This window comes from Actinosynnema mirum DSM 43827 (assembly GCF_000023245.1).
Classification (GTDB): Bacteria; Actinomycetota; Actinomycetes; order Mycobacteriales; family Pseudonocardiaceae; genus Actinosynnema; species Actinosynnema mirum.
Genome location: NC_013093.1, coordinates 5,993,160 through 6,011,911 on the forward strand (window position 1 = coordinate 5,993,160; position 18,752 = coordinate 6,011,911).

The window sequence follows — 18,752 nt, forward strand, 5'->3', positions numbered from 1 at the left end:
ATGAACTACCGCGACCGCTGGCCCGCGAGCAGGCTGCTGGCCGCGGCCGTGGCCATCCTGATCCTCGTCTCGGGCGGGGCGGTCACCGCGATCGGCTTCGCGCTCAACTCGCTGGACAAGCAGCGCGCGGTGGTGCTCGACCAGATCGGGCCCGCGAGGCGGTTGGTGATCGAGATGGACGCGGCCCTGGTCAACCAGGAGACCGGGCTCCGCGGGTACGCGCTGTCGGCGTCCTCGGACTTCCTGACGCCGTACACGCGCGGCATCGAGGCCGAGGAGAACGCGGCGCGGGGCGTGACGTCGGCGCTGCGGACCACGCGGCCGGACCTGCTGGCGCGGCTGGCCGAGACGCGCGGCATCGCGCAGGACTGGCGCGAGCAGTACGCCGAGCGGCTGATCGCGCAGGTCACCGAGAACGGGCAGCCGCAGCCGGGCGTGGGCGGCACGACCGTGGGCAAGGAGCTGTTCGACCAGGTCAGGCGGTCGGTGAACCAGCTCCAGGCGGACATGACCCGCGACGTGGACGCGGCGCGGGCCGAGCTGGACCTCACGGCCGACCGGCTGCTGTGGCTGTGCATCGCGCTGGGGACGCTGCTGGCGGTGATCATCGCGGGGGTCGCGGTGGTGCTGCACCGCATCCTGATCCGGCCGCTGGCCACGCTCGCCGCGCAGGTGCGGGAGGTGTCCGAGGGCGACTACGGGCACGCGGTGGAGACCAGCGGGCCGCGCGAGACGGTCATGCTGGCCGAGGACGTGGACGCGATGCGCAGGCGGATCGTGTCCGACCTGAAGGACCTGCAGCGGTCCAACGCGGAGCTGGAGCAGTTCGCGTACGTGGCCTCGCACGACCTGCAGGAGCCGCTGCGGAAGGTCGCGAGCTTCTGCCAGCTGCTGGAGCGGCGCTACTCGGGGCAGCTGGACGCGCGCGGCGAGCAGTACATCCAGTTCGCGGTCGACGGGGCCAAGCGGATGCAGGTGCTGATCAACGACCTGCTGGCGTTCTCCAGGGTCGGGCGGATCACCCGCGAGCAGACGATGGTGGACTGCGGCGAGCTGGTGGACCAGGTGGTGGACAGCTACTCGGAGGTGATCACCAAGACGAGCGCGGTGGTCACGCACAGCGGGTTGCCGACCGTGCGCGGGGAGTCGTCGCTGCTCAGCGGGGTGTTCGGGAACCTGATCAGCAACGGGCTGAAGTTCCACGGGGAGCAGCCGCCGAGGATCGACATCGGGGTGGAGCGAACGGGTAAGTTCTGGACGTTCACCGTGACCGACAACGGGATCGGCATCGATCCGGAGTACGCTGAGCGGATCTTCGTGATCTTCCAGAGGTTGCACCACCGGGACGACTACCCTGGCACGGGGATCGGGCTCTCGATGTGCCGCAAGATCGTCGAATACCACGGCGGGACGATCTGGCTGGAGACGGCCGAGAGCCCTGGCACGACCTTCAAGTTCACCCTGCCCGTCGTAGAGGAGACCGGGGACAAGCGATGAGCGACCCCTTGAGCGTGATCGACGTCCTGCTCGTCGAGGACGACCCCGGCGACGCCCTGATGACGCAGGAGGCGTTCGAGCACCACAAGATCCGCAACCAGCTGCACATCGTGCGCGACGGCGTCGAGGCGCTGGAGTTCCTGCGGCGCGAGGGGCCGTACGGGAACGCGCCGCGGCCGGGGCTGATCCTGCTGGACCTGAACCTGCCGAAGATGGACGGCCGGGAGGTGCTCGCGGAGATCAAGGCCGACGAGCGGTTCCGGACCATCCCGGTGGTCGTGCTGACCACGTCGGAGGCGGAGGAGGACATCCTGCGCAGCTACAACCTGCACGCGAACGCGTACGTGACGAAGCCGGTGGACTTCGACCGGTTCATCGAGGTCGTGCGGCAGATCGACGACTTCTTCGTGACCGTGGTGAAGCTGCCGCGCTGATCTCGCTCTCCGGGGCCGGGACCGATTTCACCTGATCAGGTGAAGGTCTCGGCCCCGTTCTTTGTCGGGGGTCCTCGGTAGCTTTCCCGGCATGGCTGAGGCGGTGTCGCGGGACGGGACGCGGATCGGGTACGACCTGATCGGCTCGGGTCCGCTGGTGGTACTGGTGAGCGGGGCGTGCTCGTACCGGATGGGCGGGTCGTCGGAGCTGGCGGTCGCGCTGTCGGAGCACTTCTCGGTGCTCTCGTACGACCGGCGGGGGCGCGGGGAGAGCGGCGACGTGCTGCCGTACTCGGTGGCGCGCGAGGTCGAGGACGTCGGGGCGCTGATCGAGGCGGTCGGCGGGCCGGCGTTCCTGCACGGGCACTCGTCGGGGGCGGTGCTGGCGCTGCACGCGGTGGCGGCGGGGCTGCCGGTGCCCGCGGTGTCGCTGGTGGAGCCGCCGCTGTCCGGGGAGCCCGACGACGGGCTGCTGGCGGCCGAGGTGGGGGCGCTGGTGGCGGCCGGGCGGCGCGGGGACGCGGTGGAGCACTTCCAGCGCACGATCGGGGTGCCCGCGGAGCTGCTGGTGGGGGTGCGCGAGTCGCCGATGTGGCCGGGTCTGGAGGCGCTGGCGCACACGCTGGTGTACGACCTGACCGTGTCCGCCGACCCGCCGCCGCTGGGGTCGATCGGGGTGCCCGCGCTGGTGGTGGCGAGCGGGTCGAGCGACGGGCGGCTGCGGGAGTGGGCCCGCGCGGCGGCTCGGGGGTTGGGCGACGGGGAGTACCTGGAGCTGCCGGGGCAGTGGCACGAAGTGCCCGCGGAGGCGCTGGCGCCTGCGGTGAGGAGGCACTTCCTGGGGTGAGGGGTGGTGGCCGCCTCTGGTGGCACTGGTGGCGCTGGTGGCACTGGTAGCTACCGCTGGCTCCGGTAGCCGCCACCGCTGATCCCGCGGTTCAGCGCCGCAACGAGGCGAGGAACCCGGCCCAGCTGGCGCCGGGGAACTCCAGCACGCCGCCATCCGGGCACTTGCTGTCCCGCACCAGGACGCCGCCGCTGCCACTATCGCTGCCGCTGCCACCGCCGCCGTGTCCGTCGCCGACCCGCGCGACCTCGGCGCAGTTGTTGTCCGGCCCACTGCGACTGCTGCGCCGCCACCGCACCGTCTCGCTCGTCACGCGCCCAGCCCTTCCATCTCCCGCCGGATGAACGCGCTCGTCTCCTCGGGCGAGAGCGCCGCCCCCGCGTTCCGGGTGAAGGCGCCCAGGAACTCCTGGACCTCCCCACCGTCCTCGACCCACTGCCCGCCACCCCGGTGCTCGACGTAGACCAGCGGCGGGTCCTCGACCGGGTCGGGGTAGTTGAGCAGCACGAACGGGCTGACCATCTCGGTGTAGAGCCCGCGCTCGAACGGGATCACCTGGATGGTCACGTTCGGCAGCTCCTGGAGCACGAGCAGGTGGTGCAGCTGCTCCACCATCACCTCGCTCCCACCCGCCACCCGCCGGACCACCGCTTCGTCCACGACCGCGCGCACCACGAGCGGGTCGCGCTCCGCGTGCACCCGCCGCTGTCGCCCCATCCGCGACTCGACGGCCTTCTTGGCCCCGCCCCCGGCCACAGCCCGCAACGTGGTCCGCTGCACGGCCGCCGCGTAAGCACCGGTCTGGAGCAGTCCGGGCACCAGGGTCTGCTCCACCGTCAGCACCTCGGCGGCGTCCGCCTCGGCCCGCAGGTAGGCCCGGTACTTCAAGGACATCCCGGGGGAGACCTCAACGGGCTTGGCGCTGCTCCTGGCCTCCTCCCACAGCTCCTCCACGGCCCGGCGCGCGACGACGTCCGTGACCCCGCACTGGGCGAGGATGACCTGGAGCGTGGGGTAGTCGGGCATGACGTGCCCGTTCTCGATCTTCGACACGAGCCCGGCGGACTTCCGCAGCGCCACCGCGATCTCGTCGGGCCGCCGCCCGGCGTCCACCCGGAGCTGGGCGAGCCTCCTCCCCAACTTCCGCTTGGACCGCGTCTGAGTGCTCGGCATGTGCCCTTCCAGGGGGTTCGGGACGGCGAGAGCCTAGCGCGCACCCCCACAGTTCACCCTTCAGGTTCATGGTCCCGGTTCAAATCCCCCGGTAAGCTGACCAGCACCGGCCCCACCCCCGACAAGTGGCCCAGCCGGCACGCACCGCCCGCCGATACCGAAGAACCCGCTGATCCCGAAGGGCGTCCCATGCACCCGCACCCCTCACCCGCCGCCCCTACCTCCCCGCCCACCCCGACCGCGCAGTCGTGGTGGCTGGCCACCCTGGCGGCGGAGGAGGCCCCGCAGCTGTTCGCGATAGCCCACGAGTACCCGGAGACCCAGGAGGGCTGGGTGGCGGCCTACGGCATGGCCTTCCAGGACAGGGCGGAGGTGTCGTCGACGGACGGCGACTTCCGCACGTGCTCGGCGAGCCCGGAAAGCGCGCTGACCACGTTCACCCGCCTGGCGAGGGACGAGAAGGGGGTGAAGCTCCACCTGATCTGGCTCACGCCACCCCACGGCTCCCGGCCACGGGACAACGCGCAACCGTGACCACCAGGCTCCCGCCGAACGTCACCCGGTGCCGAGACGGCCCGCTCCACAGGCTGTCGTGGAACAGCGTCACCGAACCACGCCCACCGGTCTCAAAGCGCACAGGGCCGTCCGCAAGCTCGAACACGCCCTGGTCCACAGTCGCCACCAGTTCCCGAATCCCTTTCACCACCTCACCAACCCGACGATCCTGCCCACCGTCCAAGGTGATCCGCACCGGAACCCGCCCTCCGGCAGCCACACCACCAGACCACCCGGCCGCAACAACCAAGGGCAGCGGACGAAGCCCGGAAAGGAGCCCCACAGGCAGCAGAACCTGAACCGCCGCAAGCCGAAGAGCACCAATCCGCTCAACGGCGTCAACGGCACACCGCACAACGGCCGCACGGGCAACGCCGAACCCGCCCCAGCCAGCACAACAACAGCCTGCACCCAGGCAACCGCCTCAGCCCTCCCAGCCTCGCTAGCCGAGACAGCAGGTCAGCTGACGGCCGAGCCGCCAACGATTGGGGTGCCGGGGATTGGGGTGCCGGGGATTGAGGTGTTGGGGCTTGAGGTCTTCGGGGTTGGGGCGTACGGGGTTGAAGTGTTGGCGACCGGGGCACTGACGGTTGGGGCACTGACGGCTGGGGCGTCAGCAATCGATGCACTCGGGTCAACCACCCCGGCGTCGTTCATGCGCCACAGCCCAGGCGTGCCGATCTGGCGCTGCGCGGTGCCCCGGACCAGGGTGCCGGTGTCATCCAGCCACCTCAGGCTCTTGGCGCGGTCGTGGAAGACGATGTACAGGTCGCGATCCGGGTCGTGCCAGGGATGCGGGACGAAGGCGCCGTAGAGGGTCACGAACGCGGTGCCGAAACAGTCGCGCGTGGTGGGGACCAAGCCCGGAACAGGTTCGGGCACGACAACCCCCGCGTCCGACAGCTCGGACAGTGCGATCGGCGCCCTCCAGCCGCCTGCCGCAGTCACAGCCAGCCGCTTCCGCAGTCACAGCTCTCGGCCGCAGTGGCCGGCGCTAGCCGCAGTCACCGGTGTCGGCCGCAGTGGCCCGTTTTAGCCGTAGTGGCCGGTGTCGGCCGCAGTCACGGGTGTCAGCTGCAGTGGCCTGGGCGTGGAGGAGGTTACCGCCAGACCCGCGCACGCGCGCCGGGCTGAGCACGGGTGCGCGGGTCTTCCGTCGTAGCCGGGGCAGAGCTCGTTGTGCGTGAAACTCGTTGTGCGTGAAGCAGAAACCGTCGTGGACCGCGGGGGCTCGTGGTCGAGCGGGTCACGAGTTGATCGTGGGCCGCAGGTCGCGGCCACAGGCCAACAGGTACTCCCAGGTCCGGCCGCGCTGGTCGGGCGGGTAGCCGCCGTCGCTGGTGCGGACCGGGTAGATCAGGCCGAAGGGTGAGGGCTGGTCGAACTCGTCACCGCTGAGGACGTCGATGAGGTCTCGCTTGTGGCCCATGGTCTCGCTCCTCTTCGAGCGGTGGTCAGTACTCCTTCCCCTGCGGCGGAGGGATCGCCGGGGAGGAATGGAGTCTGGACCGGTTGGTGGGACCCTGGGATGCCCGGTGCCCACCCGCGTTATGCATCGGGGGGATATTTCCCCCGCACGGCCGAATCGATGACCCAGAGCAACACCACCCGAACAGCAACACGCACCACCGGATCCCACCCCGTCGCCCCTCCCCCGTCACCCCTCCCCTGTCACCTCTCCCCCGTCACCTCTCTCCCATCACCTCTCCCCCGCCCCGTCCCCCTCCCCCGATGCGCACGACGCCGAGTCTGCGGGTCGCTCGCGTCAGGGCCACGTACCGCTCGGCCGGGGTCATCCGGTGCGGGTCGATCACCAGCACGTCGTCGAACTCCACACCCTTGGCGCGCTTCGGGGTCAGCGGGCCGTCCGGGGTGATCACGGCGAAAGTGCCGTCCTGCGGGCGCGCCTCAGCGATCAAGGACTCCAGTTCGCCCGCTTCCGCGACCGTGGCGAACCAGGGCTCCTCGCCGTGCCGCACGGACGTCGGGGGCACGGCCGTCGGATCGGCCTCCGCCAAGGACTCGGCGGCCAGGGTCATGATCTCCTCGGTGCTGCGGTAGTTCACCGTCAGCGTCCGGTGCACCCACCGGTCCGCCACGTACGGCCCCAGCGCCCGCCCCCAGTCCGCCGTGCCGCACTCCGACTGCCGCTGCGCCCGGTCCCCCACGATCGTCATCGACCGGGACGGGCAGCGGCGCATCAGGACGCGCCAGTCCATCTCGGACAGCTCCTGCGCCTCGTCCACCACCACGTGCCCGTACACCCACTCCCGATCGACCTCGGCGCGTTCCGCGAGGGAGCGGTGGTCGCGGGTCTCGTGCCGGTCGGCGAGCCACTCGGCGTGCACCAGGTCGACGGCGCGCAGCTCCTCCTCGTGCAGCTCCGCGTCCGTGTCGATGACGTGCAGCACCCCCTGCGCGTACTCGACATCCGCACGTCGCCGCGCGCGGGCCGCACGGGTCGCCGAGCCGTCGTCGCCCAGGAGTTCCGCCGCCTCGTCCAGCAGCGGCACGTCGGACACCGTCCACGCGTCACCGCGCTCCCGGTGCAGCTCCGGGTAGCCGAGCGCCAGGCAGCGGCCACCGTAGAAGTCCGCCAGCAGGCGCTGCGGCGTCAGCTCCGGCCACAGCCGGTCCGCCGCCGCGCGCACCGCCGGGTGGGCGCGCAGCTCCCGGCGCACGTCGGCGACCAGCTCCGGCCAGTCGAAGCCGATCAGCGCCACGGCGGGCTCGACCAGCGCCTCGGCCAGGTGCCGGTGGAACGCCGACCTGGCCGCGTTGTGCCGCAGCCCCAGCTCGCGGGTGCGGGTGCGCGCCACCTCCGCCACGGCGGCGGTCACGGGCACGGTGACGTCCTCCAGCTCCACGGGCAGCGGGTCGTCCGGCAGCTCCTGGCGGTCGGCCACGGCCTCGCGCAGCACGTCCAGCACGCCCAGCCCGCCCTTCAGGCCGCGCACCTCGGGCTCGTCCTCGGCCACCGCGACCACGCCGGGGAACAGCTCGCCGGGCGTGGCGAACACGACGTCGTTCTCCCCGAGCGACGGCAGCACCCGCCCGACGTGCCGCAGGAACAGCGGGTTCGGGCCGACGAGCAGCACGCCGGAGCGCGACAGCCGGTCGCGGTGGGCGTAGAGCAGGTACGCGGTGCGGTGCAGCGCCACGGCGGTCTTGCCGGTGCCCGGACCGCCCTCGACCACCAGCACGCCCCGGTGCCCCAGCCGGATCACCTCGTCCTGCTCGGCCTGGATGGTGGCGACGATGTCGCGCATCTCCCCGTCCCTCGGCGCGGCCAGCGCGCGCAGCAGCGACGACCGGTCGGCGCCCAGCTCGTCGTCGTGGAACTCCTCCAGCACCCGCCCCCTGCCGTGGAAGTGCCGCCGCCGGGTGACGCCCTCGGGACGCGCGCCGGTCGCGGTGTAGAACGGCCGGGCGGCGGGGGCGCGCCAGTCCACGAGCAGCGTGCCCTGCTCGTCGTCGGCCAGGCCGGTGCGCCCGACGTACGTGGTCCCGCCGTCCACGTGGTCGGTGCGCCCGAAGCACAGCCCGCTGTCGGCCGCGGTCAACCCGGCGAGCCGGTCGGTGAGGGTGCGGGCGGCCACCTCGCGCTGCCACGGCAGGTCGGTGTGGTCGGCGAGCACGGCGTCCAGGCGGCGCCGGGCCTCGGCGCGCTCGGCGTCCAGCCGCCGGTACCGCTCGGCGGACCTCGCGCGCTCCGCGGCCAGTTCCACCGAAGGGTTGCCCACCTGCGCTTTTCCCGTTTCCGATGAATTCGACCGAACCACTCTTGCCCCCTTGTGCTATAATTCTTCAAGGACATCCAAGCGATTGTTTGAAAACAACGCGCAATCATCCTGTATAGCACCGCGCGCTTTTCCCGCGCAGCCTTCCGCCCCGTTCCGCCGCGGTCTTCGCCCGGTCGGCGGGGTGAAGCCCTCAGGTCCGCCCCCACCCCGCCGTTGTCACCCTCGAAGCGAGCGGAACGGCAGGTGGAGTGGCCGTCCCGTTCGCTGAACGTCCCCGTCCCAGGGCCGACGGCGTGGAGTCGGAACCGGGGGGCGGGGTTCGCCGGAGGCGGACCGACCGGGTGGTTGCCAAACCTTCCCCGAGCCCGGTGGGTCCGTCTCCGGCTCCTTCTCCCGCGCCGTCCCGCGCGGTCCCGTGTCGTCCCGGGACATTTCGCACCACGCTTTCCGGCGCCCTTTCCGCACGCGCGCGCGAGCCTTCGGGCACCCGGCAGCGCCCCCTCTTCCCCGGCACCACCCCGCTGCGCCAAGGTGGGTGTCGTGGGGTTCCAGACCGGAATCCCCCGGTGCGGCAACGGGAGGACGAGTTGAGCAGCAGACTCCGCGGTGCGGCGGTCGTCGCGGCGGCGGTCCTGGCGGCCTCGGCGACACCGGCGGTGGCGGCCCCCGCGGGTTTCGAGGTCCTCAGCCCGCTCACCCCCGGTCGGGACGCGGAAGCGGTGGTGGTCAACGGTTCCGGGGTCGCGCTGGGCTGGGCGGTCCGGGCGGACGGGGCGCGGGTGGTGGTGCGCTGGGCCGGGGGTTCGGTGCGCGAGTTCCCGCCCGTGCCGGTGTCGCGGTCGTTCCCCGTCGGGGTGGACGCGGGCGGCGCGGCGCTGCTGAACGTGCGCGGGACGTGGGTGAACGGCGTTCGCTGGGAGGCCGACGGACGGGTGGTGCGGCTGCCGCAGATCGCGGGCGGCGGGCAGAGCACCGTGGACGCGGTGAACGGCGCCGGGCTCGCGGTCGGGAACACCACGGACGGCAGCGGGGTCACGCACGCCGCCACCTGGGACCCGTCGGGGGCGCTGCGCGTGCTGCCGGGGCTGGGGACGCGGGACAGCCGGGCGACCTCGGTGGACGAGGCCGGGAACGTGTCCGGGGCGGCGCTGGGGGCGGACGGGCGGTACCACGCGATGCGCTGGGACGCGGCGGGCGCGCCCACCGACCTCGGGGTGACCAGCCAGGACTACCTGCGCACGGCCGGGATCGACGGCGAGCACGTGGTGGCAGGCCACCGGGACGCGGAGTTCGTCCCGAGGGCCTTCCGGTGGGGCGCGGGCGGTCCGGCCGTGGAGCTGCGGACCGGGCCGGGCTGGACGGCGGCCGAGGTGGTCGACGTGGACGCGTCGGGCAGGTCGGTGGGCAGCTGGGCGGAGGACCAGGGCGAGGCGTCCGTGCCGGTGACGTGGTCCCCGGACGGGACGCCGCACGAGCTGCCGCTGCCGTCCGGGCAGGTGAACGGCTCGGTGGTCGGGCTGGACGGGATCGGCGGGGCGTTCGGGCAGGCGGGCGCGGGGACGAGCGGGTTCGCGGTGCGCTGGGATTCGTCGGGCGGCGTGACGCCGCTGCCGGCGCCGCCGGGCACGACGGGGTCGGTCGCGTCGGGGGCGGGCGGGAACGGGATCGTGGTCGGGCACGTCGTGGGGGCAGCGGGCAAGCGGGCCGTGCGGTGGACCCCGTGAGCGGGGGCGGGGCGTCCGACGCGGGCGCCCCGCCGCTTTGACGATCGCCCGACGACGAGGGGTGGCCGGAGACTCGAAGAGGTCCTTGTCCCGCCCCGTGGAGGAGCTCTGGGAGCTCAGCGGGCCGGGGCAGTCCAAGGTGGCGCGCTGCGTGGTCACCGGCCACCGGGGGCCGGTTCGACGTGGAGGCCGCCGTGATCGCGCCCGCCGGCGAGGTCGCGGCGGTCGTCGACTTCATGCCGCTGGACGATGGCGGCGTCAGCCCTCGGCGACCTCCCAGCGCTCCGAGTCGGCGGGCAGCCCGAGGTGGCGCAGGAGTCGCTCCAGGGCGGTCGTCAGCGCGGCGGCCTCGCCGTTGGCGCCGACCGGGCCCCAGTCGATCGTGGCGTAGCCGTCCGGTTCCCAGCTCTCGACCTCCCACGGCAGGTCGCCGAACAGGTCGAGCGGCCCCAGGAGTTCGGCGGGCGGCGTGGTGGACGGGTGGGGCAGGTTGATCGAGTTGCCGCGCAGCTGCACCCAGCGGTCGTCGCGCTCGCGGTCCTGGACCGTGATGGTGGTGTCGAACCGCCCGGCGGCGATCCGCTCGAACAACCGGTCCACGACTGCCCTGGGCTCCACGGTCCGCTCCCCCCTCGCCTCGGTGTGCGAGCACCGTACCCGGCGGGTCCGGCAGTCCCGATGACCTCGCCCGTGCCCGCTCACCACCCCGCCGGGAGGGGGAGCGGGCCCGACCGCCCTCAGGCAGGCCGGATGAGTCCCGCGACGGCCGCCGACACCGCCGCGCCCCGGTCCGCCGCCTGCGCGCCCGTCTCCTCCCCCAGGGCCTTCAGCGACCAGGACGCGGTGTCCCAGCTCATCACCAGCGCGATCACCATCGCCATCAGCTCCACCGCCGGGATGTCCGCGCGGACCCGGCCCGCCTCCTGCTCGGCCGCGATGGCGGCGACGTTGCGGCGGTACTCGGCGACCTCGGCGTCCACCGGGCGCTGGCGCTCCAGGCCCGCCCAGAGGTAGAGCCTGCGCACCTGCGGGCGCCGCTCCAGGCGGTCGAACAGCTCGGCCGCGTAGCGGGGCAGGTCGGTCGCGTCGATCACCACCGCCCGCGCCAGCTCGGACATGGTCTCGGCGACGACGAGGTCGAACAGCTCCTCCTTCGCGCCGAAGTGCATGTAGATCGACCGCTTGTTCGCCGACGCGGTCTCGGCGATGCGGTCCACGCGGGCGCCCGCGAGCCCGTACCGGGCGAACTCCTCGATCGCCGCGGCCATGAGCCGGCGCTTGGTCTCGGTCGCGTCAGGTGGCATGGGCCGATCGTACATAACCAACCAGGTGTTTACTTCCGCGTCCGCACCGTGTAGGAATGTACCTAGTTAGTTACCTACCGAGGAGCCCCCACCATGACCCGCACCTGGTTCATCACCGGCACGTCCTCCGGCTTCGGCCGCGAGCTGACCGCGCTGCTCCTGGCGCGCGGCGAGCGGGTCGCCGCCACCGCGCGCCGACCGGAGACCCTGGACGACCTGGCCGCCGAGCACGGCGACCGGCTCTGGCGCGCCGCGCTCGACGTCACCGACACCGCCCGCCAGCGCGAGGTCGTGGACCGCGCGTTCGCCGAGCTGGGCCGGATCGACGTCGTCGTGTCCAACGCGGGCTACGGCCTGTTCGGGGCGGCCGAGGAGCTGTCCGACGAGCAGATCGACCGGCAGGTCGCCACGAACCTCACCGCGTCCGTCCAGCTCGCCCGCGCGGTCGTGCCGCACCTGCGCCGCCAGGGCGGCGGCCGGATCTTCCAGATCGCCAGCGTCGGCGGCCAGATCGCCTTCCCCGCCATGAGCCTCTACCACGCCACCAAGTGGGGCGTCGAGGGCTTCTGGGAGTCCACCGCGCCGGAACTGGCGCCGTTCGGCATCGGCGTGACGATCGTCGAGCCCGGCATGGCCCGCACCAACTTCGGCGGTGGCGGCGCGGTCTTCGGCGCGCCGCTGCCCGAGTACGCCGACGGCCCCTCCGGGCAGCTGCGCCGCGTCGTCGCCGGCGAGCTTCCGCCCCTGCCCACGCCCGGCGACCCGGCCAAGGTCGCCGCCGCGATCGTCGACTCCGCCGACCGCGCCGACGCACCGCTGCGCCTGACGCTGGGCTCGGACGCCCACGCCCTCGCCACCGCCGCCCTGCGCGACCGCCTCGCGGCGCTGGAGGCGGGCCGCGAGCTGGCCTTCTCCACCGACGCCGACGACGTCCGCTGAACCCCCCAAACCCTTACCCCCCAAGGAGTTCGCCATGAACGACTTCACCGGCAAGACCGTCCTCGTCACCGGCGCGACCGGCGCCCTCGGCGCCGAGCTGTGCGCGAAGTTCGCCGCGGCGGGCGCGAACACCGTCGTCGCGGGCAGGACCGGCTTCGAGGAGCTGGCCGCCGCGCTCGACGGCCCCGCGCTGGGCGTGCGGCTCGACGTCACCAGCGAGTCCGACTGGGCCGAGGCGATCACCCGCGCCCAGGACCGCTTCGGACCGGTCGACGTCCTGGTCAACAACGCCGCCCACCTGCGCACCGGCACCACCGAGGGCATCCCGCTCGACGACTTCCGGCAGGTGCTCGACGTCAACCTCACCGGCGCGCTCCTGGGCATCCGCGCGGTGGCCCCGTCGATGCGCCTGGCGGGCGGCGGGTCGATCGTGAACGTGAACTCGATCGCGGGCCTGGCCGCCGCGCCGGGACTGGTCGCCTACAGCAGCAGCAAGTGGGCGCTGCGCGGCCTGCTGCGCGCGGCGGCGGTGGAGCTGGCCGGTGACGGCATCCGGGTCAACGCGGTCCACCCCGGCATCATCGAGACCCCGCTGGCGTACGGGCCGGACGGCGAGGAGCTGGTGCCGGTGGGCGACTTCCCCATCCCGCGCCGGGCGGACGTCGCGGAGATCGCGGACTTCGTGCTGTTCGCCGCCTCGGACCGGGCGCGGTTCGCGACGGGCTCGGAGTTCGTGGCCGACGGCGGGTTCCTGCTGGGTCCGGCGGCGTGACCCCGGTGCGGCCCGCGCAGGGCCGCGCCGGGGGGCGTCAGTGGCACACGTGCGCCGACCACTCCGGTTCCCCGTGCCACCAGAACAGGTCCGGGTCCGCGCTGGGCAGCGGCGCGCCCACCCCGGTCGTCCCGGCCGACGCCGGTCGGGCGCCCGCGAACGGCCCGATCAGCTCCTCCGGGGTGCGCACCACCCCGCCGGTCACCACGAGCCGGGTGTTCGCGGCGGCGGTGACGTCGCGCAGCGGGTCGCCCTCCACCGCGACCAGGTCCGCCCACGCCCCCGGCTTCACCACGCCGATCCGGTCGGCCAGCCCCAGCCAGCGGGCCGGGTTGGCGGTCACCGTCGTGAGCGCCTCGTGCGGGGTGAAGCCGTGCGCGACCAGGCCGCGCAGGTTCTGGTGCAGCCCGACCGCGACCTTGTCCAGCGGCGCGTCCGTGCCGCCCAGCACCAGCCCGCCGCCCCGGTGCACGGCGAGCAGCGTCTCCGCGTTGCCGCGCAGGATCTCCCTGGTCTGCCGGTTCGCCGGGGTGTCCTGCGCGTAGCCCTCGGCCTCCTGCGCGAACCGCTCGTACTCCCACGGCGGGAACAGCGCGGCGGTCCTGGGATCGCGCACCAGGGACCGGTCCTCCCCGTGCAGGACCGCCGCCGGGAACAGGGTCGTGGTGATCGACATGCCGGAGGCGGCGAACAGGCCCGTCACGTCCCGGTAGGCGCGGCCGAGGCGGGTGTTGGTGTGCGAGTAGCCGAGGCGGTTGGTGGCGCCGACGTGCTCCATGCCGTCCATGCCGATCCCGACCGCCGGGTACAGGTAGTGGGAGGTGAGCGGCAGCCCGGCGCGGTGGGCGAGCTGGACGGCGCGACGCTGGGAGGCGACCGGGAGGCGGACGTAGGTCTTGACCAGGTCGTACTCCAGCGCGATCGCCCGGGACAGCTCCAGGTCGACCTGCTCGGGGCTGGTCGTGGTGCGCATGAAGTTGTAGTAGACCCGGCTGCCGTCGACGGCCTCGCCGGTGGCCAGGTAGCGCGGGCCGATCCGCTTGCCCGCGTCCAGGGCCTCCCTGGTCTCGACCATCTGGTAGGCCGGGTCGCCGGGCGAGCGGGTGGTGGTGATGCCGTAGGCCAGCCACAACCTGCCCTGCCGGTCGCCCCACTGCCTGCCGCGCAGGTGCCAGTGGTTGTGCGCGTCGATCAGGCCGGGGAGCACGGTGAACCGGGAGGCGTCCACGACCTCCAGGCCCGGCCAGGCGCGGCGGTCGTGCACGGACTCGACGCGGTCGCCGTTGATGAGCACGTCCGCGTCGCGGCGCAACGCTTGTGCCCGGCCGTCCCACAACGCGCCCGCGCGCAGCACCTTGCGGCCCTCGGCACGGGGCCTGGACCAGGTGAGCGGGACGCGGGAGCGGCGGGCGCGGCCGTTGAGGCCGGTGCGCACCAGGACGCCGTTCTCCAGGTGCAGCAACGACTTCGAGTCGCCGCTCCACGACGGCGCGTCCGCCGGTCCGGCCGCGATCCGGCGCGGGTCGCCGGTGAGCGCGCCGCGCCCGTCGACCGGGACGACCCACAGCGCGCTCTCCACGACGAACGCCAGCCACCGGCCGTCCGGGGACCACACCGGGCCGTCGTCCCCCCTGGTGGACAGGGACTTCCCCGGCAGCGGCTCGGCGTAGCGGACCTCGCCGGTGTCGAGCGCGACGGTGAGGATCTGGTTCGTGCCCTCGCGGTAGCGGCGTGAGAGCGGTTTCACGGCGGCGAGCGCGAGCGTGCGGCCGTCCGGGGACCAGGTGGGGCGGCCCGGTTGGAACAGCGCGGGCAGGACCTGCGTGGCGACGCCGTCGGAGAGCACCCAGGTGGCGCCGTCCGCGTCCTGGAACGCGATCCGCTCGCCGTCCGGGGCGATCCTGGGGGTGAGCTGCGCGCCGGGGAGGTCGGTGAGGCGGGTGTCGGCGCCGGTGGCCAGGTCGTGCCGCCACAGCGCGGGCGTTCCGGTGCGGTCGCTGGTGTAGACCAGGGCGGAGCCGTCCGGGCGCCAGTCGGGGTCGGAGGCGAACGAGCCGTCGTCCACGAGCGCGCGAGGCTCGCCGTCCAGGGGCAGCAGCCAGAGCGCGCCGAGCGCGCGGAACGCGACCTCGCGGCCGTTCGGGGACAGCACCGGGCTCGCGATCCCCTTGACCGGGCCGGATTTCCGGTCGACCGGACGGGCCGCGGGGCGGTCGACGTGCGGGGTGTGCTCGACGGTGGCCTCGAACGGGATGGCGCGGGTGGCGCCGGTGGTGAGGTCGCGGACGCGCAGGCCGCCGTCCGCCGTGTGCAGCAGGGCCGCGCCGAGCCACTGCGGGCTGGAGCCGAACAGGTCCTCGTCGGCGCTGACGACCCGGCCGTCGACGACGAGGGAGGTGGTGGGCCCGGCGAAGGCGGTGTGCACGAGGCGGCCGTCCGGGGTGAGGCCGGGTGCGAGGACGCGGGTTCCGGTGGTGGGCTGGACGAGGCGGGTGCGGGCTCCGCCGTCCAGGGTGATCCGGTCGATCGCGGCGCCGTCGGCGGTGCAGACGAGGTGGCGGCCGTCGGCGCTGAACACGGGTTCGCCGTCGTCGTTCGGGCCGGTGGTGAGGCGGGTGGTGCGGCCGGTGGCCAGGTCGAGCAGCCACAGGTGGTAGCCGTCCGCGCCCGCGTCGCCGGAGTAGGCGATGGCGCGGCCGTCCGGGGAGAAGCGGGGTTCGCGGTGGTCGGTCGGGCCGGAGGTGCGCCGGCGCAGGCCGCGGCCGTCGACGCCGATCGTCCACAGGTGGTAGTTGCCGTCGCGGTACGACTGGAAGACCAGGCTGCGGCCGTCCGGGGAGAAGTGCGGGCGGGTGGCGTCCTGCTCGGGGTCGGTGAGCGGGCGGGCCCTGCCGCCGGACGCGGGGAGGAGCCAGATGCGGGTGTAGAGGTCGATGGCGATGGTGCGGCCGTCCGGGGAGAGGGCGGCGGTGATGTTGGTGCCCTCGGTGGCGGTGAACCGCCGGAGGGCGCCCGACAACTCGCTGTCCTGTGCGGCGGCGAGGCCGGGTGGCCCGACCAGGGCGACACCGCCGGCGGCGGCGGCCCCGCGCAGCAGGTCTCGACGGCGGAAACCAGCACGTGCGCTGTTCACGGGGAACCCCTCCCGATTCGTCGACCGGTCGACCTTCCACGGTAGGCCGCGCGCACGGGGTGGGCGGACGGGCGCTTCGGGGGCGTCCCGACAGGCGGGAAGGTCTTGCGCGGCCGGGAATCCGAAGGTCGGTGAGCCGGGCGGACGGGTGCGGGGTGGTAGGGCAGCGTTCGGAGGGACGACTAGATAGGTGACTTCGGCACGCTGGCCCACAGGCGTCGCACGGTCGCGGCGCCGTAAACGGCGATGAAGGCCGTGCCGCAGTAGACGGCGAAGACGAGGTTCATCGTCAGCCTGGGCGGGTCGAGGACGTACTCCGCGACCATCGGCCACTCGTAGTCTCTGCTGGTCGGCAGGGAGAACAGGAAGAAGAACGAGTCGAACACCAGTGCCACCACGACCAAGAACCCAGCGCCCATGCCCAGCAGGCCGAAGGGGAGGCTGACCGGGTCGGTGAAGAGCGAGACGACGCTGCCACCCACGTAGCTCAACCGGACCATCATGACCTGCGCTAGCACCACCGTGGCCGTCGTGGTGAGGGTGAACAGGATTCGCACCGGGCGCTGCGAAGCCAACTGGACGCTTCCCCGCGCCAGGGCCCCGCCGGTGGTGGACGCGAGGTGGATCATCTTCTTCATGTTGGAGTACCAGGACTCCAACGCGTACGCGAGCAGCACGGCCGCGACCAGGACCGGGTTGACGCCGACGAACTCCAGCAGCACCGCAAGCGCCGCGTCGAAACCCGCGATGGGGGATGTGACCTCTCGGGCGACGGCATCCACGCACGGTGAATCGTCCTCACCCACCACGGTGTTTCGCGAGCACGAGGCGGGCATCCGCCCACCCGCGAAGGCCCGCCCCGAGTCCGGACGCTGTTGGTAAATCCGGGGCCGGCGTAACGACGGCCTGCGCGACCCGTTGGGTTGTGCAGGCCGTCGTCGTATTCAAGGGTGGGTTCGTGTCGTTGCGTGGGGTGGAGTTGGCGGAGATCCCGGAGGAGACGGCGCGGGTGGCGCGTGCGGTGTTCCCGAGGGGCTGTCTGGCGATGCGGATGTGTGACGTGCTCGGGCCGGTCTTCGCCGACGCGGACTTCGCGGAGTTGTTCGCGGTGCGGGGGCGTCCGGCGGTGTCGCCAGCGCGGTTGGCGCTGGTGTCGGTGTTGCAGTTCGCGGAGGGCCTGACCGACCGGCAGGCCGCGCACGCGGTCCGCTCGCGCCTGGACTGGAAGTACGCCCTGTCGCTGGAGTCGACCGATACCGGTTTCGATTTCTCGGTGCTCAGCGAGTTCCGTGCCCGGCTCGCCGAGGCGGACGCGGGCCGCGCGGTGTTCGACGCGGTGCTGCGGGCTGCGGGGGAGGCCGGGCTGGTCAAGCCGGGCGGACGGCGGCGAACGGACGCCACCCGCGTGCTGGCCCCGACCAGGGACCTGAACAGGCTTGAGTTCGTGGTCGAGACACTGCGCACGGCACTGGACCAGGTTGCCGAGGTGGCCGGGGACTGGCTGGTGACGGTGGCCGCGCCGGAGTGGTTCGACCGCTACTCGGCCCGGCCGGAGGACAGCCGTTTCCCGTCCCGGTGGGCCGCGCGCGTCGAGCACGGCGACCAGTGCGGAGCCGACGGCATGACGCTGCTCGAAGCCGCCTGCTCGACGCAAGCGCCTCCCGGCCTGTGGAATCTGCCCGCGGTGGAGTTACTGCGCCGGACATGGGTGCAGCAGTTCCAGCACGTCGAAGGCGTCGTGCTCTGGAGGCACCCGAAGGACGCCCCGCCCGGCCTGATCCGCTTACGCACCCCGCACGAACCCGAGGCCAGGACCGGGGCGAAGCGGGATCTGGCCTGGTCGGGCTACAAGGTCCACCTCGGCGAGACCTGCGAGCCCGACGCCCCGCACCTGATCACCCACATCCACACCACCCCGGCACCGGTCAACGACAACGCCGTCCTGGAAGACGTCCACACCGCCCTGGCCGAGCGTGAACTCCTACCGGACGAGCACCTGGTGGACGCCGGATACATCGACGCCGAGCAGATCCACCACGCCCGCCGCGACCACGACATCGACCTTGTCGGGCCGGTCGGGCAGAACACCAACCGGGAACAGATGACCGACCACTTCTTCGACAACACGCACTTCGCCGTCGACTGGAACCGGCGTCAGGCGGTCCGCCCCGGCGGCCACACCAGCGTCCAGTGGCGGGATGCCCACGGCAACCGCGGCACGCCGGTCACCCGCGTCCGCTTCGCGCGACGACACTGCGGCCCCTGCGAACTGCGCACCTCCTGCACCAATGCCAGGACCGGCCGCAACCTGACCCTGCGGCCCAGAGCCGAGCACGACATCCTCCAGCAGGCCCGCGTCGAGCAGGACACCGACCACTGGCGTCGCCGCTACGGACACCGTGCCGGCGTCGAGGGCGCCATCTCGCAGGGCGTCCAGGCGTTCGGCCTGCGCAGATCCCGCTACCGCGGTCTCGCCAAGACCCGCCTGCAACACCACCTCACCGGTGCCGCGATCAACCTCGCCCGCCTCGACGCCTGGCACACCGGCAGACCACTCGCCCGCACCCGCGTCTCCCCCTTCGCAGCACTCTGCCCCGCTGGATGAGATCCAGCGGGGCAGAATTAGCCAAC

Annotated in this window: 17 protein-coding genes; 8 read left to right on the forward strand and 9 right to left on the reverse strand. The window is 73.0% G+C overall.

The window, feature by feature from the left end:
• From AMIR_RS24970 to AMIR_RS24980, 3 genes are all read left to right on the forward strand, one after another.
• Positions 1–1,497: a sensor histidine kinase gene (locus AMIR_RS24970; RefSeq protein WP_015803743.1), complete on the forward strand. Its 1,497-nt coding sequence runs from the start codon at positions 1–3 to the stop codon at positions 1,495–1,497.
• Complete coding sequence (locus AMIR_RS24975; protein WP_015803744.1) at positions 1,494–1,931, forward strand: response regulator; 438 nt, start codon at positions 1,494–1,496, stop codon at positions 1,929–1,931. Before AMIR_RS24970 ends, AMIR_RS24975 begins: the two co-directional genes overlap by 4 nt.
• Before the next feature lie 91 nt (positions 1,932–2,022).
• Complete coding sequence (locus tag AMIR_RS24980; protein WP_015803745.1) at positions 2,023–2,778, forward strand: alpha/beta fold hydrolase; 756 nt, start codon at positions 2,023–2,025, stop codon at positions 2,776–2,778.
• A 91-nt stretch (positions 2,779–2,869) separates the two neighbouring features.
• Here AMIR_RS24980 and AMIR_RS40605 read toward each other — a convergent pair whose 3' ends face one another.
• Both AMIR_RS40605 and AMIR_RS24990 read right to left on the reverse strand, forming a co-directional pair.
• Positions 2,870–3,091 (reverse strand): DUF397 domain-containing protein, encoded by a 222-nt coding sequence (locus AMIR_RS40605; RefSeq protein WP_015803746.1) that lies wholly within the window; start codon positions 3,089–3,091, stop codon positions 2,870–2,872.
• The gene (locus tag AMIR_RS24990; protein WP_015803747.1) at positions 3,088–3,951 is read right to left on the reverse strand and encodes a helix-turn-helix domain-containing protein; all 864 of its coding nucleotides are present in this window, start codon (positions 3,949–3,951) and stop codon (positions 3,088–3,090) included. Before AMIR_RS24990 ends, AMIR_RS40605 begins: the two co-directional genes overlap by 4 nt.
• 189 nt (positions 3,952–4,140) lie before the next feature.
• Here AMIR_RS24990 and AMIR_RS24995 point away from each other — a divergent pair, with 189 nt between their 5' ends.
• A complete protein-coding gene (locus AMIR_RS24995) occupies positions 4,141–4,485 on the forward strand; it encodes a hypothetical protein (protein ID WP_015803748.1) in 345 nt (114 codons plus the stop codon).
• Between the two features lie 480 nt (positions 4,486–4,965).
• Here AMIR_RS24995 and AMIR_RS25000 read toward each other — a convergent pair whose 3' ends face one another.
• The 3 genes from AMIR_RS25000 to AMIR_RS40610 form a co-directional block, all read right to left on the reverse strand.
• Positions 4,966–5,454 (reverse strand): hypothetical protein, encoded by a 489-nt coding sequence (locus tag AMIR_RS25000; RefSeq protein WP_015803750.1) that lies wholly within the window; start codon positions 5,452–5,454, stop codon positions 4,966–4,968.
• Between the two features lie 298 nt (positions 5,455–5,752).
• The gene (locus tag AMIR_RS25005) at positions 5,753–5,935 is read right to left on the reverse strand and encodes a hypothetical protein (RefSeq protein WP_015803751.1); all 183 of its coding nucleotides are present in this window, start codon (positions 5,933–5,935) and stop codon (positions 5,753–5,755) included.
• A gap of 256 nt (positions 5,936–6,191) precedes the next feature.
• Positions 6,192–8,234 carry a helicase domain-containing protein gene (locus AMIR_RS40610; RefSeq protein WP_187313444.1) on the reverse strand — a complete coding sequence of 681 codons (2,043 nt, stop codon included), beginning with the start codon at positions 8,232–8,234 and terminating at the stop codon, positions 6,192–6,194.
• Positions 8,235–8,836: 602 nt separating this feature from the next.
• On the opposite strand from AMIR_RS40610, the gene AMIR_RS25015 reads away from it, so the two are divergent.
• A complete protein-coding gene (locus tag AMIR_RS25015; protein WP_015803753.1) occupies positions 8,837–9,973 on the forward strand; it encodes a hypothetical protein in 1,137 nt (378 codons plus the stop codon).
• Positions 9,974–10,231: 258 nt separating this feature from the next.
• Here the strand turns inward: AMIR_RS25015 and AMIR_RS25020 are convergent, their stop codons facing one another.
• Both AMIR_RS25020 and AMIR_RS25025 read right to left on the reverse strand, forming a co-directional pair.
• Positions 10,232–10,591 carry a hypothetical protein gene (locus AMIR_RS25020; protein ID WP_015803754.1) on the reverse strand — a complete coding sequence of 120 codons (360 nt, stop codon included), beginning with the start codon at positions 10,589–10,591 and terminating at the stop codon, positions 10,232–10,234.
• A 119-nt stretch (positions 10,592–10,710) separates the two neighbouring features.
• Entirely contained in the window at positions 10,711–11,277 is a 567-nt protein-coding gene (locus AMIR_RS25025) for a TetR/AcrR family transcriptional regulator (protein ID WP_041837008.1), read from the reverse strand.
• A gap of 93 nt (positions 11,278–11,370) precedes the next feature.
• Between AMIR_RS25025 and AMIR_RS25030 the strand changes: the two genes are divergently transcribed.
• Together AMIR_RS25030 and AMIR_RS25035 are read left to right on the forward strand one after the other, a co-directional pair.
• Positions 11,371–12,216, forward strand: a complete 846-nt coding sequence (locus AMIR_RS25030; RefSeq protein ID WP_015803756.1) for an SDR family oxidoreductase — start codon at positions 11,371–11,373, stop codon at positions 12,214–12,216.
• Between the two features lie 34 nt (positions 12,217–12,250).
• On the forward strand, positions 12,251–12,988 hold the full coding sequence (locus tag AMIR_RS25035) for an SDR family NAD(P)-dependent oxidoreductase (RefSeq protein ID WP_015803757.1): 738 nt from the start codon (positions 12,251–12,253) through the stop codon (positions 12,986–12,988).
• 37 nt (positions 12,989–13,025) lie between these two features.
• Here the strand turns inward: AMIR_RS25035 and AMIR_RS25040 are convergent, their stop codons facing one another.
• Positions 13,026–16,121: an amidohydrolase family protein gene (locus AMIR_RS25040; protein WP_015803758.1), complete on the reverse strand. Its 3,096-nt coding sequence runs from the start codon at positions 16,119–16,121 to the stop codon at positions 13,026–13,028.
• 182 nt (positions 16,122–16,303) lie between these two features.
• Positions 16,304–16,903, reverse strand: coding sequence for a hypothetical protein (locus AMIR_RS25045; RefSeq protein WP_041837009.1), 600 nt, complete (start codon positions 16,901–16,903; stop codon positions 16,304–16,306).
• 176 nt (positions 16,904–17,079) lie between these two features.
• Between AMIR_RS25045 and AMIR_RS25050 the strand changes: the two genes are divergently transcribed.
• The gene (locus AMIR_RS25050) at positions 17,080–18,726 is read left to right on the forward strand and encodes an IS1182 family transposase (RefSeq protein ID WP_084799264.1); all 1,647 of its coding nucleotides are present in this window, start codon (positions 17,080–17,082) and stop codon (positions 18,724–18,726) included.
• The last annotated feature ends 26 nt before the right edge of the window (positions 18,727–18,752 follow it).